16 protein-coding genes and 1 riboswitch are annotated in these 20,043 nt (G+C 35.4%); of the genes, 13 read left to right on the top strand and 3 right to left on the bottom strand.

All coding sequences use genetic code 11. The features are described from left to right. Positions 1-106: 106 nt before the first annotated feature. The 7 genes from bsdtb5_RS14845 (at position 107) to bsdtb5_RS14815 (ending at position 10,045) form a co-directional block, all read left to right on the top strand. Positions 107-1,957 (top strand): zinc-binding metallopeptidase family protein, encoded by a 1,851-nt coding sequence (locus tag bsdtb5_RS14845; RefSeq protein WP_271712759.1) that lies wholly within the window; start codon positions 107-109, stop codon positions 1,955-1,957. A 164-nt stretch (positions 1,958-2,121) separates the two neighbouring features. After that, a riboswitch (NiCo riboswitch) is annotated at positions 2,122-2,214 on the top strand. A gap of 55 nt (positions 2,215-2,269) precedes the next feature. Beyond that, complete coding sequence (locus tag bsdtb5_RS14840) at positions 2,270-3,160, top strand: cation diffusion facilitator family transporter (RefSeq protein WP_271712758.1); 891 nt, start codon at positions 2,270-2,272, stop codon at positions 3,158-3,160. A 302-nt stretch (positions 3,161-3,462) separates the two neighbouring features. Then, entirely contained in the window at positions 3,463-5,487 is a 2,025-nt protein-coding gene (cooS, locus tag bsdtb5_RS14835; protein WP_271712757.1) for an anaerobic carbon-monoxide dehydrogenase catalytic subunit, read from the top strand. A gap of 16 nt (positions 5,488-5,503) precedes the next feature. Next, positions 5,504-6,454 carry an ABC transporter substrate-binding protein gene (locus bsdtb5_RS14830; protein WP_271712756.1) on the top strand — a complete coding sequence of 317 codons (951 nt, stop codon included), beginning with the start codon at positions 5,504-5,506 and terminating at the stop codon, positions 6,452-6,454. 20 nt (positions 6,455-6,474) lie between these two features. Continuing rightward, positions 6,475-7,251, top strand: coding sequence for an ABC transporter permease (locus bsdtb5_RS14825; protein WP_271712755.1), 777 nt, complete (start codon positions 6,475-6,477; stop codon positions 7,249-7,251). 4 nt (positions 7,252-7,255) lie between these two features. Continuing rightward, complete coding sequence (locus tag bsdtb5_RS14820; protein WP_271712754.1) at positions 7,256-8,026, top strand: ABC transporter ATP-binding protein; 771 nt, start codon at positions 7,256-7,258, stop codon at positions 8,024-8,026. Between the two features lie 90 nt (positions 8,027-8,116). Then, positions 8,117-10,045, top strand: a complete 1,929-nt coding sequence (locus bsdtb5_RS14815) for an ATP-dependent DNA helicase (protein ID WP_271712753.1) — start codon at positions 8,117-8,119, stop codon at positions 10,043-10,045. Positions 10,046-10,334: 289 nt separating this feature from the next. Here the strand turns inward: bsdtb5_RS14815 and bsdtb5_RS14810 are convergent, their stop codons facing one another. Next, complete coding sequence (locus bsdtb5_RS14810) at positions 10,335-11,303, bottom strand: PocR ligand-binding domain-containing protein (protein WP_271712752.1); 969 nt, start codon at positions 11,301-11,303, stop codon at positions 10,335-10,337. 348 nt (positions 11,304-11,651) lie between these two features. Here bsdtb5_RS14810 and bsdtb5_RS14805 point away from each other — a divergent pair, with 348 nt between their 5' ends. Both bsdtb5_RS14805 and dhaK read left to right on the top strand, forming a co-directional pair. Beyond that, positions 11,652-12,779 (top strand): glycerol dehydrogenase, encoded by a 1,128-nt coding sequence (locus bsdtb5_RS14805; protein ID WP_271712751.1) that lies wholly within the window; start codon positions 11,652-11,654, stop codon positions 12,777-12,779. Positions 12,780-12,790: 11 nt separating this feature from the next. Beyond that, a complete protein-coding gene (gene dhaK / locus bsdtb5_RS14800; RefSeq protein WP_271712750.1) occupies positions 12,791-14,560 on the top strand; it encodes a dihydroxyacetone kinase subunit DhaK in 1,770 nt (589 codons plus the stop codon). 121 nt (positions 14,561-14,681) lie between these two features. Here dhaK and bsdtb5_RS14795 read toward each other — a convergent pair whose 3' ends face one another. Continuing rightward, complete coding sequence (locus tag bsdtb5_RS14795) at positions 14,682-15,245, bottom strand: TetR/AcrR family transcriptional regulator C-terminal domain-containing protein (RefSeq protein ID WP_271712749.1); 564 nt, start codon at positions 15,243-15,245, stop codon at positions 14,682-14,684. Between the two features lie 318 nt (positions 15,246-15,563). Here bsdtb5_RS14795 and bsdtb5_RS14790 point away from each other — a divergent pair, with 318 nt between their 5' ends. From bsdtb5_RS14790 to hypB, 4 genes are all read left to right on the top strand, one after another. After that, positions 15,564-17,021, top strand: coding sequence for a methyl-accepting chemotaxis protein (locus bsdtb5_RS14790; RefSeq protein ID WP_271712748.1), 1,458 nt, complete (start codon positions 15,564-15,566; stop codon positions 17,019-17,021). 163 nt (positions 17,022-17,184) lie between these two features. Next, the gene (locus tag bsdtb5_RS14785; RefSeq protein ID WP_271712747.1) at positions 17,185-18,294 is read left to right on the top strand and encodes a 4Fe-4S dicluster domain-containing protein; all 1,110 of its coding nucleotides are present in this window, start codon (positions 17,185-17,187) and stop codon (positions 18,292-18,294) included. 11 nt (positions 18,295-18,305) lie between these two features. Next, positions 18,306-18,662 carry a hydrogenase maturation nickel metallochaperone HypA gene (locus tag bsdtb5_RS14780; RefSeq protein ID WP_271712746.1) on the top strand — a complete coding sequence of 119 codons (357 nt, stop codon included), beginning with the start codon at positions 18,306-18,308 and terminating at the stop codon, positions 18,660-18,662. 59 nt (positions 18,663-18,721) lie between these two features. After that, on the top strand, positions 18,722-19,390 hold the full coding sequence (gene hypB / locus bsdtb5_RS14775; protein ID WP_271712745.1) for a hydrogenase nickel incorporation protein HypB: 669 nt from the start codon (positions 18,722-18,724) through the stop codon (positions 19,388-19,390). 194 nt (positions 19,391-19,584) lie between these two features. Here hypB and bsdtb5_RS14770 read toward each other — a convergent pair whose 3' ends face one another. Further along, the gene (locus tag bsdtb5_RS14770; RefSeq protein WP_271712744.1) at positions 19,585-19,845 is read right to left on the bottom strand and encodes a YkgJ family cysteine cluster protein; all 261 of its coding nucleotides are present in this window, start codon (positions 19,843-19,845) and stop codon (positions 19,585-19,587) included. Positions 19,846-20,043: the final 198 nt, after the last annotated feature.

Raw genomic sequence — 20,043 nt, 5'->3', positions numbered from 1 at the left:
TTATACTACAGAGGTATCGACATTACAAATGTAATGTCGATATGCAATGATATTAACGTTGGAGCATATAACTGAACTGAGAGTAAAGAAGGAGAGTAAATAACACATGAAAAGGTTATATCAAGCAGTATTAGGTATCATATTTTTATTGCTAGCATTCTGTAAAAGTTTATTGATCGGTAAGGAAACGAGTATTTCTATAGTAGTTATCTTAATGATGATTATTGTAATTGGTATGATAAGATTTATCGATAAAGAATTTCATAAATTACATTTAATATATGGAGGTATATTAATTGCAGAATTTGCATTCTTGATGAAACAGAATATGTTGTTTCTTATTGTTGGAACAATATTACTAGTTATAGCATCTCTATGGAATGTGTGGTCATTAAGAATAAAAGAAAGAAGGAGAGGTGTAATACTTGTAACAGGAAAAGTATTATATGTTTTGTCTGTATTAGTTGTAAGTGTGTGTGTCATGCTTAACCTATATGTAAAACCAATTACTGATTCAGTACAAATAGCGGAGGATGTTAATGTGATGATAGATGATAATAAATTAGATTCAGAAGAAAGTATGTTACAAGATATTATTACGATGAACTCATATGGAAGTCGAACAACGGGTTCAAGAGGTCATGAACAGTTTATCTCGTGGCTGAAACAACAACTTAGTGATATGGGGCTTAAACTACATAGTGATATCTATACGTTGGATCAATGGGAAGAAAAAAGAAGTGCTTTATTGATTAACCAGAAGGAGATTCATGTATCATCAGCCTATCCATATTCGGGTGAAACTGATGAAAATGGAGTTACGGGAGAGCTTATCTATGTCAAGAGGGGTAATTATAATAATGTAAATGGTAAAATTGCTGTAGTAGAAATTAATACGATAAAAAAGCTTCCAACTGGACTTATTATGAATAAAAGAGATGGATTTCCGAGTAGTAGTAAAGTTATCTCCGGGGATGGTGACTTGGTATTGACATCTGTATTAAGAAATCCCAATCTAAAGAAGGCAAAAGAGAAGGGTGCGAAAGCAGTTATTTTAGTATGGAAGGGAGTATCGGATTCAAAAGTAGAAGATCAATATGTGCCATTTACGGACGAATATATGGGAATACCTGCAATATGGGTAAATGAGACAGATGGGAAGAAAGTGATAGAAGCAGCGAAGAATAATGAACAGGGAACCGTTATTTTAGAAGCTAAGAAACAAAAGAAAGCACTTACAGAGAGCTTTTATGTAGCAATTGAGGGAAAAAATAAAAAGGAATCGATTATTATTAATTCACATACCGATGGAGTAAATGTTGTGGAGGAGAATGGTGCTGTTGGAATGCTCTCAATGATACGTTATTTACTGAAGCAGAACATTCAGCCAGAGCGTACCATGGTATTTGCGTTTATCACAGGACATTTTCGTTTACCAGAATTCAAAGGTACTTCACAGGCAACTTCAACTTGGATGAATCATCATCCAGAATTATGGGATGGTAAAAATGGAAATATAAAAGCAGTGGCAGGAATCACAGTGGAGCATTTAGGAAGCATGGAGTGGAAGGAAAATGAAAGTGGCGAATATAAAGCAACCGGAGATATTCAAACCGAATATACTTATACTGGAAATGAGCAAATGGAATCGATATGGAAAAAAGCAATCGAAGGTAGAAGTATGATACGTACCGTGACACTAAGGGGTCACAATAAATTTGAATTTGGAGAAAGTCAACCTTTATTTGAAGCTAGAATTCCAGTCATTGGGCTCATTCAGATGCCTGATTATTTGATGGTGAACAGTGAAAGTAGAGAAATGGATAGATTTAATGTTAGTTTAATGAGGCAACAGATTGAATCTCTATTAAAAGCAACTTTGATTGTGGATAAGACACCGAGCGAAGAACTTGGCAGATCGGATAAGTACTCATTATTCTATGGAAGAACGAAGTAAAGAGAAGGGCAACTTCTTTGATAAGGTCATGAGAGGCTGTTAGAATTGTGAACTATCAATAGTCGATCAGAATGAATAGCAGATAAGTTATCTGTTGCGAGTAGTATATGGATTATCTTTTTTATTGACAAAATCAACTCTATAATTTAAAATCTTAGTGTTTATATATATAATCTGACAGGCAGCAAATCAAGAAAGATTTGTGTTGCTGGGCCATATATTGGCAACAGGTGAGCTTAAGCATCTGTGGGACAGGACTTGTTCCATAGGTGCTTTTTTTATTACTTAAAAATGAGAAAATGGAGTTGAATTATGGGGAAAATGAACAGAAAAACAAGGGTAGCACTAATATCAGTCGCATCAAATTCATTGTTGGTTATAATGAAGATTCTAGCTGGAATTCTAAGTGGTTCCATCAGTATTGTATCAGAGGCAATGCATTCAGGTATGGATTTGGTCGCATCGCTAATTGCTTTTATTGCGGTTAGAACATCTTCGAAACCAGCAGACAAGGAACATCCATATGGACATGGCAAATTGGAGAACATCTCTGGATTGGCAGAAGGAGTATTGATTTTTGTGGCTGCTGGTATGATTATTTATGAAGCAGGCAAAAAGATCATGCATCCTGTTGAACTAGAACAGGCTTTTGTTGCTATTGCAGTTATGGTGTTATCTGGTATTGTTAACTTTTTTGTATCACGTAAGCTACATAAGGTTGCAACGGAAGAAGAATCACAAGCATTAGAAGCAGATTCTCTTCACTTGAAAACAGATGTTTATACATCATTAGGTGTTGGAGTTGGAGTTCTATTAGTGAAGCTTACTGGAATAGCTATTTTGGACCCTATTGTCGCTATTCTTGTTGCAATACTCATCATTAAAGAGGCATGGCATTTATCAAAGGGCGCTTTTGAATTTCTGATAGATGTAAAATTGTCGGATGAAGAAGAGGCTGAGGTAATTAAAGTTATTGAAAGGCATAAGGATTCCTTCATCGACTACCATAAATTAAAAACTAGAAAAGCAGGTAGCATGAAGCATATTGATTTTCATATTACTGTGCCAGAACAATTACCGGTTGGAGAAGCCCATAAGATAATTGGTAATATTAAAAAGGATATGAATGAAAATCTTTTGAATACCAGAGTAAGCATTCACATTGATCCATATGTTACTCAACAAGGTAAAGAGGAAAGATAATTAAATATATTAATGATTCTGAATGAAAGCATCGTCATGTTGAAAGTGGTGGTGCTTTTGTTGTATAAATAGTCAAAATATTTACTGAGTATTTGAGTAGAGAATTTTAGTAAATGATTGTTATGATGCGAGAAATAGTGGATATACATATTCAAGATATTTTAATAATCAAGTAAAAAGATTGCAATATAATGAATAAATATAAAATAAATTAGTATAAATCATATTAAACCTATTTACATTGTGTGATATAAATGATATGATACATTTCATATTAAAAAAGTATGTAATAGGAGGAATTTATGAGCCAGAAGGATCACTATCATATTCACGACATAGGTAATGGACATAAGCATGACCACAGTCATGATCACGCACATAGCCACACACATGGTGGAGTAGACGATTATATTCAAGCCATTAATGAATATAGAAAGACATTTCCGAAGAAGAAGGATGTAATCGAGCAAACACCGGACCCAGCAGTTAGAGAATTATTATTACATATGGAGGAAAGTGGGCTTGAGACCGTATTTGACAGATTTGATAAGCAACAACCACAATGTACTTTTGGTATGGCAGGCGTTTGTTGTAAGAATTGTTATATGGGGCCTTGTAAGATAACAAAAAGATCTCCTAGAGGGGTATGTGGAGCGGATGCTGATCTGATCGTTGCTAGAAATATATTAAAAGCAACAGCATCTGGTGCAGCAGCGCATGGAGCTAGGGGAAGAGAAAGTATGCTAGCGCTTAAGATGGCGGGAGAGGGAAAGATAAATACGCCAATTGAAGGTCCAGATAAGATCTTTGCTGTCTGTAGAACATTTGGAATTAATACAGATGGTAAGACCATACAGGAATTAGCGGTAGAAGTGGCTGATATTCTACTAGAAGATCTATCAAGAACAGTACCAGATAAGCATAAGACTCTTCACGCTTTCGCACCAAAGGAAAGACTTGAGGTATGGTCTAAGCTAGATATCCTTCCAATCAGCGTATATCATGAGGTTTTTGAAAGTTTACATAGAACCAGTACGGGTACCGATGGCGACTGGAGGAATGAGATGAAACAATTCTTAAGAACAGGGATCGCATTTGCATGGAGTTCCTGTTTGGGTTCATCGATTGCCATGGATAGTCTATATGGACTTCCAACAAGAAGCTCCTCTAGGGTGAATGTTGGTGCACTGAAAAAAGGATATGTTAATATAGCGGTTCATGGACATTCTCCACTATTAGTAAGTGAGATTGTTAAATTAGGCCAATCAGAGGAATTCCAGAATCTAGCGAGAGCAAATGGAGCGCTAGGAATACAATTCTATGGAATATGTTGTTCCGGTCTATCTGCTATGTATCGATATGGTAATGTGATCCCACTATCGAATGCAGTTGGCTCAGAACTTATATTATCGACAGGTGCTTTAGATTTATGGGTTGCAGACGTACAGGATGTATTCCCAGCAATTATGGAAGTGGCAAAATGCTTTAAAACGACAGTCGTAACGACAAGTGATTCTGCAAGATTACCTGGGGCAGAGCATTATGGATTAGACCATAATCATTCGAATATGGATCAAATCAATGAAATAGCTAGAAAGATTCTAACAAGAGGTATTGAAAGTTTTACTGAGAGAAGAGATGTACCGGTTAAGATTCCACAGTATGAAGTGGAAGCAGAGATGGGATTCTCAGTGGAATGGATGAACAAACATTTTGGAAGTGTAAAACCAATCGCAGAAGCAATCAAATCAGGAAAAATATTGGGTGTTGTTAATCTTGTTGGATGTAGTAATCCAAGGATTATTTATGAAAAAGCTGTTGTTGAAGTAGCATCTATCTTACTACAAAATAATATTTTGATTTTAACCAATGGATGTGCTTCGTTACCTTTATTAAAATTAGGGTATTGTTCAACAAAAGCACTTGAGCAAACAGGAGAAAGCCTAAGAGATTTCTTAAAGGATATTCCACCTGTATGGCATATGGGAGAATGCCTTGATAATGCTAGAGCATCCGCAACCTTTAGTAGTCTTGCGTTAGAATTACAAACACCGATTAAAGATCTACCATATGCTTTTGTTAGTCCAGAGTGGAGCAATGAAAAGGGAATATGTGCAGCGCTATCCTTCAGATTATTAGGAATGAACTCCTATCATAGTGTTCATGCACCGATACAAGGTTCTCAAAATGTTACAGACTTTATGACTTATGGAACAAAAGAATTATTGGGTTCTGAAATGATTGTTAATGTAGATCATATCGCATTGGCGAACCAGATCGTAGAAGATTTTAGAAGTAAGCGTAAAGAGTTGGGTTGGAATGAATAGAATGAGGAGAGTATTTATGAATAGAAGAATGAGAAAGAGTATCACTATTTTATTGGTTTTAGTAATGGTATTAGTCACTGGTTGTTCGAATGCACAAAATGGGAGTAAAGCTACAGATGGGAAAGTAGTCAAAATCGGATATCTTCCATTAACCCATGCACTTCCAGCTTTTGAAGAAAAAGAATTAATAGATGCAAGTAAAGATAGTGACTTTACAATTGAGTTAGTTAAGTTTGGATCATGGCCAGAGTTATTAGATGCGTTAAATACAGGCGCTATCGATGGGGCTTCTGCATTAGTTGAACTTGCCATTAAATCAATTGATGAAGGAAATAAGTTAAAACTAGTTGCTTTAGGTCATAGAGATGGAAATGCGATTACAGTAGCAAAAGATATAAATAGTGTTGAAGATTTAAAAGGGAAGAAATTTGCAATTCCACATAGAATGTCCTCTCAGAATATTTTACTAAAAGAAATGGTAGAAAACAGTAAAATAAGCATTGAGGATATTAGTATTATTGAGATGTCACCAGCAGAGATGCCTTCTGCACTTGCATCTGGTCAGATATCTGGGTATTGCGTGGCGGAACCTTTTGGAGCAGCAGCAGTAAGTTCAGGTATTGGTAAAATCTTATATCAATCAAGTGACCTATGGGAAGATTCCATCTGTTGCGGTCTTGTTCTAACAGAAAAGTTTATTAATGATAATGCAGAGATAGCAAAAGAATACGCAAATAAATATATTGAAGCAGGGAATAACCTGACAAAAGAAAAAGCATTAGAAGTAGCTCAAAAATACTTAAGCCAGAAGAAGGATGTATTAGAATTATCCCTTGACTGGATATCATATGATGATTTGAGTATTACAAAAGAGGGTTATAATGATCTGATTTCTAAGATGAAACAATACGGAATTCTAGACACCAACTTAAAGTATGAAGACGTTATTTTTAATACATCAAAGTAATTATGAGTGGGGTGAAGGGAATGGTAAAGAATATAAAGAAAGTAAAGCATGTAATTGTATCATTCATAGTATTAATTGCTATATGGCAATTGGTATTTATAACAGGAGAATATAACGAAGCATTATTTCCATCTAGCATTAGTGTGGGGAAAGCTTTCATTGAAATGTTTACACAGAATTACGTAATCTTAGATATTTGGTCCAGTCTGTACCGATTTTTAATTGGCTATTTATCTGCGGTTATATCTGCCATACTGTTAGGACTCTTCTTAGGATGGTTCCCAAAAGTATTCGCCTATGTAAACCCTATATTCCAATTAATTCGGCCGATTTCTCCTATGGCATGGCTTCCATTTATCGTATTGTGGTTTGGAATAGGAGATATGCCTGCTATTGTTATTATCTTTATTGCAGCGTTCTTTCCTGTATTACTTACAACAATATCAGCGGTGGGAAATGTGGATAAGACATATTTGAAAGTAGCGAAGAATTTTGGAATCAAAAGACTTTCTGTTATATTTAAAATTGTATTTCCAGCAGCATTCCCTCAGATTGCAACCAGTCTTCATCTGGCTTTAGGCTCAGCGTGGGTATTCCTAGTAGCAGGTGAAATGAGTGGTGCTCAGTCTGGTCTTGGATATTTAATCATAGATGCAAGAAATAGTTTACGAACGGATTTACTAATGGGAACTATTTTATTAATCGGAATCATAGGGTTCACACTAGATAGTATTATAAAATTCATAGAACTGCTGATACTTAAAAATTGGGGTGTAAAGCCAGGTGACAGGAGGTAAAGTTATGTATATAGAGATCAATAATCTGTCAAAGTCTTTCGTTCAAAAAGAAGGGGATTTTAAGGCATTACAAAATATATCCTTACATATTAATCAAGGAGAATTTATTAGCTTACTAGGCCCTAGTGGATGTGGAAAAAGTACACTTCTAAATATAGTAGCTGGTTTTGAAAAAGCAGACAGTGGTAGTGTATCGATTGATGGAATAGAAGTGACAGCCCCTTCTTCTAAGTATGTTACCATTTTTCAAAATTACGGATTACTGCCTTGGAGAAATGTGATTAAAAATGTGGAACTGGGGCTAGAGACAATTATAAAATCAAAGTTAGAGAGAAATAAAATAGCAAAAAAATATGTTGAATTAGTAGGTCTTGAAGAGTTTGAGAAAAGGCATCCCCATGAATTATCAGGTGGAATGCAACAGAGAGTCTCTATTGCAAGAGCCTTAGCGGTTAATCCGGATATTATATATATGGATGAACCTTTTGGAGCCTTAGACAATATGACAAGATATAAGATGCAAAATGATATTTATAGAATAGCAAAGAGCCAGCAAAAAACAGTTATTTTTGTAACTCATGATATTGAAGAAGCAGTTTATCTATCCGATCGAATTGTCATTATGTCATCTAACCCAGGAGAAATCAAAAAAATCATTAAAGTTGAACTTCCTTCTGATAGAGATCGAACAAGTGAGGAATTCGTGGATATAAGGGGAAAAGTATTCGAAGCATTTAATATGAAGATAGATAAAAATGTTGAGTATATGATATAAATGGCTATAAAATACTTCTCTACTATTGAATCTATATGATACAATAGTAGAGAATTTTTTTATAAAAGTTAAATTAGGAGAACAACGAATATGTGTGCAAGGATAAAAGAACCTTTCGAATATACGAATAGACAAGATTTTCATGAGAAGTTAGTAGAATGGATTGGAGATGTTCTATATGATCTACTTCCAGAACATGGATATGAGATACGTGACGAACAGATATTTACAGCATTTCAGATAGCAGATGCCTTTTGTGGTAAAAAGACACATCTAGCGGAAGCTGGCCTTGGTACAGGCAAAACTTTTGCATATCTACTATCAGCAATTCCTTATGCAAGGTTTAGAAAAAAGCCAGTAGTGATTGCATGTGCAACGACTGCACTTCAAGAACAACTAGCTGGTGATAAGGGAGATATTAAGACTCTTTTTAAGTTGCTTGGATTGGATATTGATTCACGAATGGCAAAAGATCCACATCAGTATATATGTGATGAAAAAGCGAGTGAGTTTATTGCAGATATCGGTGAGAAATCAGATGAGCTGGAGGCTTGGATGAGTACAACAATACTTGGAGAACGATCTGAGATTCCAACCATTCCAGATCATATATGGAAGAAGATAAGTTGGGATGAGTCAATGTCTTGTGAGACATGTGATAATAGGGGATATTGTAAACTCATGAAGGCAAGAGAAGCTTATAGAATGGCAGGGGATCTAATTATTGTAGATCATGAAACGTTCTTTCAAGATTTATGGTCAAGAGAGGAACGAATAGCAGATGACAAGTTGCCGATACTTCCAAATTATTCAGCTGTTATATTCGATGAGGGTCACAAAGTCTTGCTTCCTGCGGCGATGAAGGCAGGGCATCAGATAAATCAAGAAGAGATTCAGAATATGATCACCTCATTTGAAGAGATACAAGGCGTTCGTTATTCACTAGGTGCAATAACGATTGCATTAGAGAAGATATCAGGTGAGTTTTTTATGAATCTAAGTCAATCACTAATAAAAGCAGAAAGTACAGAACGATTATCCATTCGTTGTTCGGATACTTTATTAAAATCAGCAGATGCATTTCGCAAGGCTTTAGATCATCTTCTACTTGAATTGCAGATTGAACAGGAGTTATATATTAATTCACTATCCACTACACAAATACAAGTATTTGAAGGACTAATTGAAAGAACAATCTTTGCTTTGAATCGATTTATTAAGAATAATGGAACTAACGTAATAACTTGGGTAGATGCAAAGGATGGGGCTTTCTGGGTGGTTCCACGTAATCTGAGTGATTTGTTAAATAGTCATTTATTTACGAAGGGATTACCAGTAGTGTTTACTTCTGCAACCTTAAGTAATGAAGGCAATTTTGATTATATGATACGAACATTTGGATTAAAAAATCCATCCAAATCAAGTGTAGGAAGTCCTTTTGAGATAGAAGATAAAGTAGTTGTTGATCTATCTCAGGTAACAATTGAAACAAAAGACAATGTTAAGAAACGTATCGAAAAAATGGTATCTCTATTAAATAAAAATGAAGGACGAGCGCTTGTTCTTGCCAATTCCTTAAAGGAAGTTCAAAAAATCAGGAAGAAACTTGAGGGATACCAATTCCCATTTACTATTTTATGGGAAGATAAAGCAGATCGAGGTTATCTATTACGAAAGTTCAAAGAAGATGAGATCTCAGTGCTGATTGGAGCAAACTTTTGGGAAGGAATTGATGTACCTGGTGATGCACTAACCTTAGTAATCATTTGGCAACTTCCATTTCCAGCATTAGATCCTCTGATTGAAGCACAGCGAAACGATGCATTAGCGCAAGGATTAGACCCGGTAACGACGGTGGATTATGCTGAAATGGGGCTTAAATTAAAGCAAGGATGTGGAAGGTTAATTCGTAGTAAGGAAGACAAAGGTGCGATTATTTTCCTTGACGCGGTGAAGGGTACTGATTGGGAAAAGGTTGTTATGGGGGCATTGCCTACTGGAGCTGGAATAAAAAAGTAATTTACCATGAAACAGATAGATCAAGCAATTATATGTAAGTAAAACCATTTTTAACATTGGTAGATAAAAATATAAGGGATGTATCTTTTTTTAATACCAACGATCCACATTATTGGAAAGCAGAATATTATGACAATAAACACAAATGTGGTTTGGTATGTGGATTTAATGGACCCAAGGATCTTGAGTGGGAATTTTAAAAGATTGTATATTGTAATTAGAAAAGGCAAAGAAAACAATAATTTCGTTTTCTTTGCCTTAACTTTATATCATAAAAACAATGGGAGGTCTATGAATTACGAAGCTGACTTTCACGGTATTCTACCGGTGTCTGACCCGTATGCTTTTTAAACACTTTAATAAAATACCCGCTATCATCAAAACCAACCTGTGAAGCAATCACACGAATCGACCAATCAGAATTAGCTAAAAGTTCTTTTGCGTGGTTAGCCTTCACCAGATTGACATAATCAGATAATGTTCCAAGGTTCTCTTTTGCGAATAGCTTGCTAAAATAACTTGGTGAGATATTGCATAATGCAGCCATGTTCTCTAGTGTGATCTTCTCACTCGGATTATCTTTAATGTAGTTCAATGCCCGTTTAATAATAACATTCGAATCTTTCTTGCTAGGATGGTTAGCAGTCCGTAGCATTCTATCGTCATCTTCAGGTTCTACATAATTATCTTTAGCTCCATATTTACTAGCTCGTTGTGAGAGTAATGTTTTCAATTCAGCTTCTTTGACACAATAGTTTCCAATATGTAATAGCATATTAGCTAAAGAAGTTATCTTTTCTATACTCATAATTGGAAGCATATCATAAGCTTCCTTAAAATTGTTTTTCATTGGGCTTATGGTATTGATAACACCAACGGGAATGTGCGCTGTTTCATATTCGGATACATTAGGGGATAAAAGCACCTGACCGGCCATGAAAGCTCCAAGATACAAATCATTTACAAGAATGGGAATGGCAAAATCTACTAGCCCTGCATGACAGGTATAGATGTAGGGTGTTCTAAGTCTAGCAGCTTCCAGCCCACCATGAGAATCACATGATTCACAATAGATACCATATTCCGAAGAGCGGACTTTCTGGCAGAATTCACTGCAATTACTGTGCTTTGTCAATGGCTTTCCCTTATAATCAACAGTAATTATGGCGAGATCAGTAGCTAACGCCATGTCGTCCTGTATTTTTTGGAACTTTACCGGATTAACGATCTGACCGATATCAGTAAACGTATTTTTCATGAGTATCCTCCTGGTATCTTTAATCGAATCTTTTGATGATAAAATGCAACACTTGAGTGCTACATATTACTATTATAAAGGTGACAGTATTATTCGTCAATCATAAGCGTAGCAAGGGTAATATTAATTTTTGAAATTAATATTACCCAATTTGTGAAAGGATGTTGTATAGAAAAATCATGGGAAACATAATATATTTCTATGTATTTTTACGATGGATGTATTTCATAGTTTGATGCTATTTCGGAAGTGATAATTTATAATTATTACACAAGAAAAGTTGATAAAATACTGATTTGTTAGTAAAAACACACAATAAAAGTGGTGGATATTGAAAGGAGATATTTTATGAGAAAAGCGTTTATTTGCCCATCAAAATATGTACAAGGAGAGGATGAATTACGAAACCTTGGTTATTTTGTAAAGGAATTCGGAAAATCAGCCTTACTCATTGCGCATAAAGATGATGTTGCCAGGGTGAAAGAAAAGTTAGACTATACAGCAGAGAAATTCAATATTACCTTTGTAGAAAGCGAATTTTGCGGAGAATGTTCCAGAATCGAAGTAGAACGATTACAAAAGGTTGCCAAGGAACAAGGATGTGCTTGTACCATTGGATTAGGTGGTGGAAAAGCCATTGATACTGCAAAATGTGTGGCACAGGGAGATAATCTAATTATTGTACCAACAATCGCTGCAACAGATGCGCCTACGAGTCATTCAGCTGTTCTTTATACCCCTGACGGAGCATTCGATGACTATGCGTACTTTAAACAGAATCCAAGTGTAGTATTAATTGATACAACCGTAATTGCGAAAGCACCAACTCGCTTCTTAGTATCAGGTATGGGTGATGCACTTTCCACTTACTTTGAAGCAAGGGCAACAACAAAATCCTATTCCAATGTAAACGCAGGTCTTCCTTGTGGTTTCCGTGAAGGTGTATGTGGAGAGTCTAAGAGTACGAACGCGGCTCTTGCACTGGCTACTTTATGCTATGAGACTTTATTAACAGATGGTTATAAGGCAAAAGTCGCAAGTGATAATAATGCTGTTACTCCTGCCTTAGAGAACATTATTGAAACAAATATTCTACTATCAGGCCTAGGTTTTGAAAGCGGTGGACTTGCAGCAGCGCATGCGATTCACAATGGATTGACTGCACTAGAAGGAACACATAAATATTTTCATGGTGAAAAGGTGGCCTTTGGAACAATTGCACAGCTAGTACTTGAAAATGCTCCAGAAGAGGAGCTATACGAAGTAATGGATTTCTGTCTCGAAGTAGGATTACCAATCTGTTTATCTGACATTGGCGTAGATTCTATTTCGGAAGAAGAGTTAATTGACGTTGCGAATAAATCCTGTATCGCAGAAGAATCCATTCACTCCATGCCATTTCCGATAACAACAGAAGCTGTAGCAGCAGCGATTATTACGGCAGATACCATTGGTAAAGCATACAAAAATAGATAGGACGGTACAATATGAAGAAAATAATGAACAGACCGGAAACACTTGTAAAGGAAATGTGTAATGGAATCATAGCTGCACATCCAGAGTTTGAGTTTCTAGAAAAATATAAAATCATCAAGAAAAAGAACATCGATAAGAATAAAGTAAGCCTTATTAGTGGCGGTGGTAGCGGACACGAGCCTGCACATGCTGGATTTGTGGGAAAAGGGATGCTAGATGCAGCTGTGTGTGGTGATGTTTTTGCATCACCATCCCAGATTCAGGTGTATCAGGCAATAAAGGCTACGAAAAGTGAGAAAGGATGTTTACTGATTATCAAGAATTATAGCGGTGATATGATGAATTTTAAAAATGCAGCATATCTTGCAAGTGAAGACGGTATTTCAGTGGATTATATTAAAGTAGATGATGATATTGCTGTTCAGGATAGCTTATATACGGTTGGTCGCCGTGGTGTTGCTGGTACCGTACTAGTGCATAAGATTGCTGGAGCATGCGCAGAACAAGGAAAAAGCTTGCAGGAAGTAAAAGAGGTAGCAATGAAAGCTGCTGAAAATGTAAGAAGTATTGGATTTGCATTTAGTTCTTGCACAGTTCCTGCAAAGGGTACTCCAACTTTTGAAATCGCTGAGATGGAGATGGAATATGGTGTGGGTATCCATGGAGAGCCTGGAATCAAGCGTGAAAAGATCGTATCCGCTGATGAGCTAGCAGTAAGAATGGTGATATCATTACTTGAGGATCTAAAGATGAATGATTCTTCAAAAGAAGAGATTGCATTATTGGTAAATGGCTTCGGAAGTACTCCACTACAAGAGTTATACCTTTTAAATAATTCAGTATCTAGAGAGTTATCAAAGAGAAATATCAAGATCAATAGAACCTTCGTTGGAAACTATATGACTAGTATAGATATGCTAGGTGCATCTGTCTCCATCATGAAGCTTGATGATGAACTAGCAGAACTTCTTTCACAAAAGAGTGAAGCTCCTGGATTCAAAGTAGATGGACCAGTAGAAAAAGTAGCATATGTGGACTTAGTGGGAGACAGTGAAGAATCAAAGGATGTTTCCTATCAGATTGAGACGGATCTTGACTTTGCAATCTTAAATAACAATCAGATTACACTTTCTAATATGCACTTTATAGTAGATAAAATGAGCGAATGCATTATACGAAATGAAGTTCCATTCTGTGAACTTGATTCCCATGCAGGTGATGGAGACTTTGGTATGAGTGTAGCAAAAGGGTTTAAGCAATTAAAAAGAGAGTGGAAGGATATTGTAGAGAACAATTCTGCAAGTATTGGAAGCTTTCTAGATGCCTGCTCCATAGTTATTATGGAATACTGCGGTGGTGCCTCTGGTCCTATCTGGGGTTCTGCATTCCGTGCAGCTAGTAGGGAAGTAGGTAATAAAATGGTGTTATCAACCTCAGACTTTGCGGGTATGCTTCAAGCAGCTGTGAAAGGTATTCAGAGTACGGGAGAACGTTCCTTTGGAAGGGGCGCTGTCGTAGGAGACAAGACTTTGATTGATGCTTTGATTCCTTGTGCAGATTCCTGGATGGAAAGCGCTAAAAATGGGGTTGATGTTAAGAATGCATTCGAGCTAGCTGCTAAAGCAGCAGTAGATGGAGCAAAGGCTACTGAGAACATTGTAGCACGAATGGGACGTGCAGGTACAGTCGGAGAAAGAAGTTTAGGCTATCCAGATGCTGGAGCATATGGGCTTGGAGTTATATTTACAGACATAGCAGATGCTATTCAAGCAAACTCGTAGGATATATAGAACGTTATTATTATTTTCTTATCCTACGACATGAATATTATATTAGAATAAAACTAAAGAATACAATTAGTAAGGCCCTTCACATCAAATTGATGTGAAGGGCCTATAATACTTAATTAGCTATTTCAGTATCTAAATCAATAGCGCAACCCCATATTGGTTTCAAGTTGTTAGGCATGAAATCGTATGCAATTTGGGAGGTTTCCTCTAATGACATATTAATGTCAAATACCCATTGTCTTAACAAATCAACACAACCAGAACAAAAGAAACTTATTTCATATTTCGTTCTTATGGTTAGTGTATCAACATTATAATATTTTAGAAATGATTTCTCAAGAATCAAGCAAGAATAGTCATGAACAAAGTTTGAAAAGCTATTCGTTCCAGATGTTTTAAATGCATTTCTCAGTAAAGCATTATTTTTATCAGCAAACAAAAAAATCCTGAAATATAGATCTTTCCAACTGTTTCCTAAACCACACTGAATAAAGTTATCGATTAGAAGCTTGTAATTATAGTTCATTACATCATATTTATCTATAAAAGTTCTATAAAAGGTGGATTTTGAAATGCCACAATGATTTAGAATCATATCTACAGTTATTTTTTCTAAAGTAGTAGTTTCTAATAATATATTAAAGGATTTAACAATGTGCTCTTTGGTATTATTCATTATTTAGAATTCCTTCCAAGTTTAATTTCTTATCTAAAATTGAAAAAATGATACTATTTTGTCGAAATGTTTCTTTACAAATAATTGAAAATATAATAATGTAAATATAAGGGTTAATTTACAAAATATTCTTATATATTGACTATTATCATTAAAAATATGTTAGGGAGATTTTAGTGGTTGAATCAGGCGGATGATATTAAAATATAATAAACACGGTCATTATTTATTATATTTTAATATCATAACGCAAGCAATGATAAATTAAAAATTTACTAACTATTGGTAAAAAGTAATTAACATTAGGGAGGATTTAAAATGAGTTCTGATAACATTATTAAAACGTATATTACAAAGGTAAATAAGATATTTACCTGCATTTTAGGAGCTGGATTTTTTTCAACTTTTCTTTTGGCTTATATTTCAGTATTTCATACCTACATTCCGGCAATAGCAATTGTTGTAGGTGTTGGTATAGCAGGATATCTTATATTCAAAGGCAATAAAGAAAATGAGTGTATGTATGTTTTATTGATTTCCGCATTTATTGTATTCTCTGTAGTAGCAATTGATTCACCTAAATATACAACAAGTTTTGCAATGCTAGTAATGGTTTTTTCAGCAGTTTTTTTTAACAGAATATTTATCTTGCTTAATGGAATTAGTATGGTAGCAATTCTAAGTTATGCACAATTTGTCAGACATACTGGAAATGTAATGGATTATCTTGTGCAATTAATTTGCCTACTATTTTCAACATGTGTGTTGATGCTATTAACCAATTGGGGAATGGGTTTAATCAAAACAGCTAATGAAAAAGCAGAGGATGCAAAAAAGTATCTGGATGAATTGGGTGTTACCATGGATACGATTAAGGGAAGTACAGAATCCCTTAATAATGATATTTTGAATTGTGATAGTAGTCTTGGAAAGATTCATGAGTTTAGCGGGGCAATGGCGATTACGGTTCAAGAAATAACAACTGGTGTTGTAGACCAGGCAGAAAGTGTTAGCAGTATTAGCACGATGATGAAGAATGCGGATCAAAAAATTGTGAATATATCAGAACTCTCACAGAAATTAGATGATGTAACGAATGATTCAAAAAAAGTAGTATTAGACGGTACTGATCGAGTAAATGATATGAATACTCATATGAATAGCATTAATGAAGCAGTATTAAAATCCTATGATATGGTTAAGGATTTAGATGTAAATGTTGAAGAAATAAACAATTTTTTAAATGATATTCGAGAAATTGCATCACAAACCAATCTACTTGCGCTCAATGCCTCAATAGAAGCTGCTAGGGCAGGAGAATTCGGTAAAGGCTTTGCGGTTGTGGCGCAAGAAGTTGGAATTTTGGCGGAAAGAAGTGCTGAGACAATAAGAGATATTGATGTCTTGATTAGCAAAATTAAAGAAAAAAGTAAAAATGTCCTGGAAGAGTCTAGCAAAGTTCAGACAGCTGTGGGCGAAGGTGATGAATGTATGAATCAGGTGAATCAAGGATTCTCTTTGGTGAAAGATTCATTTGAAGAAATAGAAAAGTGCATTGTGAATGAAACTGAAAGTATTAAATTAATTGCAGAGCTTTTCTCCAAAATCAATATAAAAACAGAACATATAGCAAGTGTTGCAGAGGAGCATTCTGCATCCACAGAGGAATTAATGGCTATGACAGAAGAACATAACTCTAGTATCAATAGTATTTATGGGTTATTAAATGGCATTAAGCATTCTAGTGATCAGTTAAAGAATCTTACTCAAATGTAGACATGATATATATAATAAAAAAATAACTCTGGGAATATATGTAATTCGTTTTGATTTATATTATGGATACACAGGTTATTTAAGATAGAAATAATAGGCAATTGATATTAAATACAAAAACATACAAAAACATACAAAACCATAAAGTCGAGGAGAAAATACTATGAAAAATCTTGAAAATATGACAGAAGATCAAATCAATGAACTATATGTAAAGCTTCGTGATCGGATGAATACGTTATCATTCGGTTATTGCCCTACTGAATCAGGCACAGAGTTTGTTTTACTGAAAAGGTTCTTTAGCCCAGCAGACTGTTATCATTGGCTTATGATGCCAGTTGACGTGTTCTTTACTCCAGATGACTACTCAGAAGTGTCTTCCTATACCAGAAAGGAAGCATCTGATATTCTTGAAGATATGGCTCACCGTGGCTTGCTTTACAGAGTAAGACGAGGTGGTAGAGCAGAATTCAGAGTAATGCCTGTTGCACATGGAGTATATGAATTTAATCTAGATAAGGTTGAGCCAGAATGGGCGATGGGAATTGGAAAGCATATGGGAGAAGGTTTATTTTCTCAGATTTATGCTACGAATTATCCATTCTATCGTTCTGTACCAATTAACAAAGAAGTAGTGGAAGGTGGACAAGTTTTACCATATGATGATATTGTGGAAAGATTGGAACAGTATGATGTATTCTCAGTGTCACCATGTATGTGTCGTACACTTAACAAGACACTTGGAGCTCCATCAGAATATCCAATGGAAACCTGTATCTCCTGTGGAGAGATGGCACAATTCTATATCGAAAACAAAATAGGTCGTGAAATCAGCAAGGAAGAAGTACTTGAAGTACTTAAAAAGTCCGTAGAGGTTGGTATGGTTATACAGACTTGCAGTTCAAAGGCATCCGAAATAATCTGTTCTTGTCATTCAAAAGCTTGTGGAATCTTACAGGCTGCAAAGGTATGCCCAGGAGAAGCAATGAAAAATATTAGTCATTATATGATGAAAGAGGAACTTGATTCTTGCAATGGTTGTGGAGCGTGTGCAAAGCGATGTCCGATGGAATCAATTGTTATGACAGAAGGAAAGCCAGTAACAGATGCTTCTTGTTTGGGATGTGGACAATGCGTAAAAGTCTGTCCAACTAATTCACGTATATTGGTTGCAAAGGCAGAGGGTGTTTGTGATCCACTACCAGAGACTGTTTTTGATACATATATTTCTATGCAGGAATATCGTAGAAAATTTGGGGATTTATCAGAATAAGAGGGATTTTTATGCATGAAATGGCGTTAGTAGGTAATGTTGTGGATATCGTTGTAGAGCATGCTACAGTTGCACAGGCAAAAGAAGTAATTTCGGTGAAGCTTCGAATTGGTGAATTACGTGATATTGTTGATGATATGATGGAAAAATGTTTTAGATATGTGGCTCACGGTACAGTTGCTGAGAATTCAATTCTTATCATTGAAAAAGTACCAATTGTACTTTGTTGCAATGAGTGCAATACAACACTTCATATGAAACTGCATACAGCACAGTCCACACAGACAATCTGTTCAAAATGTGGAAAAAGTAATTTTAAAATATTACAAGGAAAAGAGTTATATGTTGAGGATATAGAGATAATCTGATGAATCAACAATAAACGGCTAATTATTACTTCAAATGAAAAACGATAGGAGGATTCAATATGGATTCAGTTCGAGTGATTGAAATTAAAAAAAGCATTTTTGAAGATAATGATCTAGAAGCAAGAAAGCTTCGTAATAAGCTAAAAAATCGTAAGACATTTCTAATTAACCTAATGTCATCTCCAGGCTCTGGAAAGACAACTACCTTAAAGGCTGTATGTCGAAAGCTTAAGGATGAAATGAAAATAGGTATTATGGAAGCAGATATTGATTCAACAGTAGATGCTGAGGCAATGGCCAAAGAAGGTGTACGTTCCATACAGCTACATACTGGAGGAATGTGTCATTTGGATGCAGGAATGACTGAGCAAGGATTGGTTGAGATAAAGGATGAAGAACTTGATTTTGTTGTTCTTGAAAATGTAGGAAATCTGGTATGTCCAGCTGAATTCGATACTGGAGCTGCAAAAAATGTTTCTATTTTATCCGTACCTGAAGGCGATGATAAACCACTAAAATATCCGTTGATGTATCAGGTAGCAGATCTACTTATTATAAATAAGATTGATACAGCATCATTCTTTGACTTTGATTTTGAAGCGTGTGAAAAAGCCGCAAAGATGCGCAATCCTGATATTAAGATTATTAAGATCTCAGCTAAAACAGGTGAGGGAATTGATGAGCTATGTGATTGGATTAGAAACGAAGTAAAGGCTTGGAATGCTTAGAAATTGTTGAGTCATAGAAATTAAGAAAATATGCTTGGATTGATCTACTACGAAGTACTAGGTCTAGGTCCTTAAGTTTGGCATAATACAGTATTTAGACAAGAAGAATTGAATAATAAAAAGGAATTCGGGTAACAGGATAAACTGTTGCATAACCGAATTCCTTTTTTGTATACTCCATATAAAGAAAAAAACTAACTAGTTGGTTTTGTTATCTCTTCAAGTTCTGCTAGATATGCATATGCTTCCTCTGCGCATTCACCACACATTTCTTCGCTGGCATTTAAAGAACTACAGACAGCAGGTCTTTCTTTTTTGCCAAAGATAGAACACATATTGTCTGGTGATAGCTGAACACATGGAACAAACGCAGGTTTACCATCTGGCATTCCAGGAATAGGAGAAGAGATAGAAGGGGCGATGCAACAAGCTGCACATCCAGGTCTACAATTCATAAGTTTACCTCCATAATTGACAAAACTATTATCATATATTCCAGTGGAAATGTAAAGGAAAAAGGGAAATATTCAGGTGTGAGGAAACTTTTGTTTTTTGTCTGTGGTAACATGTCTCCACACGAACTTAATCACTGGTATAAATATACACTTGACATATAAGTATTCATGTATTAATATCATCAGTATATAAATCAT

It is taken from the genome of Anaeromicropila herbilytica (assembly GCF_016591975.1).
Taxonomy (GTDB): Bacteria; Bacillota; Clostridia; order Lachnospirales; family Lachnospiraceae; genus Anaeromicropila; species Anaeromicropila herbilytica.
The sequence above is the reverse complement of the archived record's forward strand: the minus strand, read 5'-3'. Positions and strand labels throughout refer to the sequence as shown.

Excerpts from the sequence above, each read along its gene's own strand:
- bsdtb5_RS14845 (WP_271712759.1), top strand. The coding sequence starts at position 107 with ATGAAAAGGTTATATCAAGCAGTATTAGGTATCATATTTTTATTGCTA.
- bsdtb5_RS14840 (WP_271712758.1), top strand. The coding sequence starts at position 2,270 with ATGGGGAAAATGAACAGAAAAACAAGGGTAGCACTAATATCAGTCGCA.
- cooS (WP_271712757.1), top strand. The coding sequence starts at position 3,463 with ATGAGCCAGAAGGATCACTATCATATTCACGACATAGGTAATGGACAT.
- bsdtb5_RS14830 (WP_271712756.1), top strand. The coding sequence starts at position 5,504 with ATGAATAGAAGAATGAGAAAGAGTATCACTATTTTATTGGTTTTAGTA.
- bsdtb5_RS14825 (WP_271712755.1), top strand. The coding sequence starts at position 6,475 with ATGGTAAAGAATATAAAGAAAGTAAAGCATGTAATTGTATCATTCATA.
- bsdtb5_RS14820 (WP_271712754.1), top strand. The coding sequence starts at position 7,256 with ATGTATATAGAGATCAATAATCTGTCAAAGTCTTTCGTTCAAAAAGAA.
- bsdtb5_RS14815 (WP_271712753.1), top strand. The coding sequence starts at position 8,117 with ATGTGTGCAAGGATAAAAGAACCTTTCGAATATACGAATAGACAAGAT.
- bsdtb5_RS14810 (WP_271712752.1), bottom strand. The coding sequence starts at position 11,303 with ATGAAAAATACGTTTACTGATATCGGTCAGATCGTTAATCCGGTAAAG.
- bsdtb5_RS14805 (WP_271712751.1), top strand. The coding sequence starts at position 11,652 with ATGAGAAAAGCGTTTATTTGCCCATCAAAATATGTACAAGGAGAGGAT.
- dhaK (WP_271712750.1), top strand. The coding sequence starts at position 12,791 with ATGAAGAAAATAATGAACAGACCGGAAACACTTGTAAAGGAAATGTGT.
- bsdtb5_RS14795 (WP_271712749.1), bottom strand. The coding sequence starts at position 15,245 with ATGAATAATACCAAAGAGCACATTGTTAAATCCTTTAATATATTATTA.
- bsdtb5_RS14790 (WP_271712748.1), top strand. The coding sequence starts at position 15,564 with ATGAGTTCTGATAACATTATTAAAACGTATATTACAAAGGTAAATAAG.
- bsdtb5_RS14785 (WP_271712747.1), top strand. The coding sequence starts at position 17,185 with ATGAAAAATCTTGAAAATATGACAGAAGATCAAATCAATGAACTATAT.
- bsdtb5_RS14780 (WP_271712746.1), top strand. The coding sequence starts at position 18,306 with ATGCATGAAATGGCGTTAGTAGGTAATGTTGTGGATATCGTTGTAGAG.
- hypB (WP_271712745.1), top strand. The coding sequence starts at position 18,722 with ATGGATTCAGTTCGAGTGATTGAAATTAAAAAAAGCATTTTTGAAGAT.
- bsdtb5_RS14770 (WP_271712744.1), bottom strand. The coding sequence starts at position 19,845 with ATGAATTGTAGACCTGGATGTGCAGCTTGTTGCATCGCCCCTTCTATC.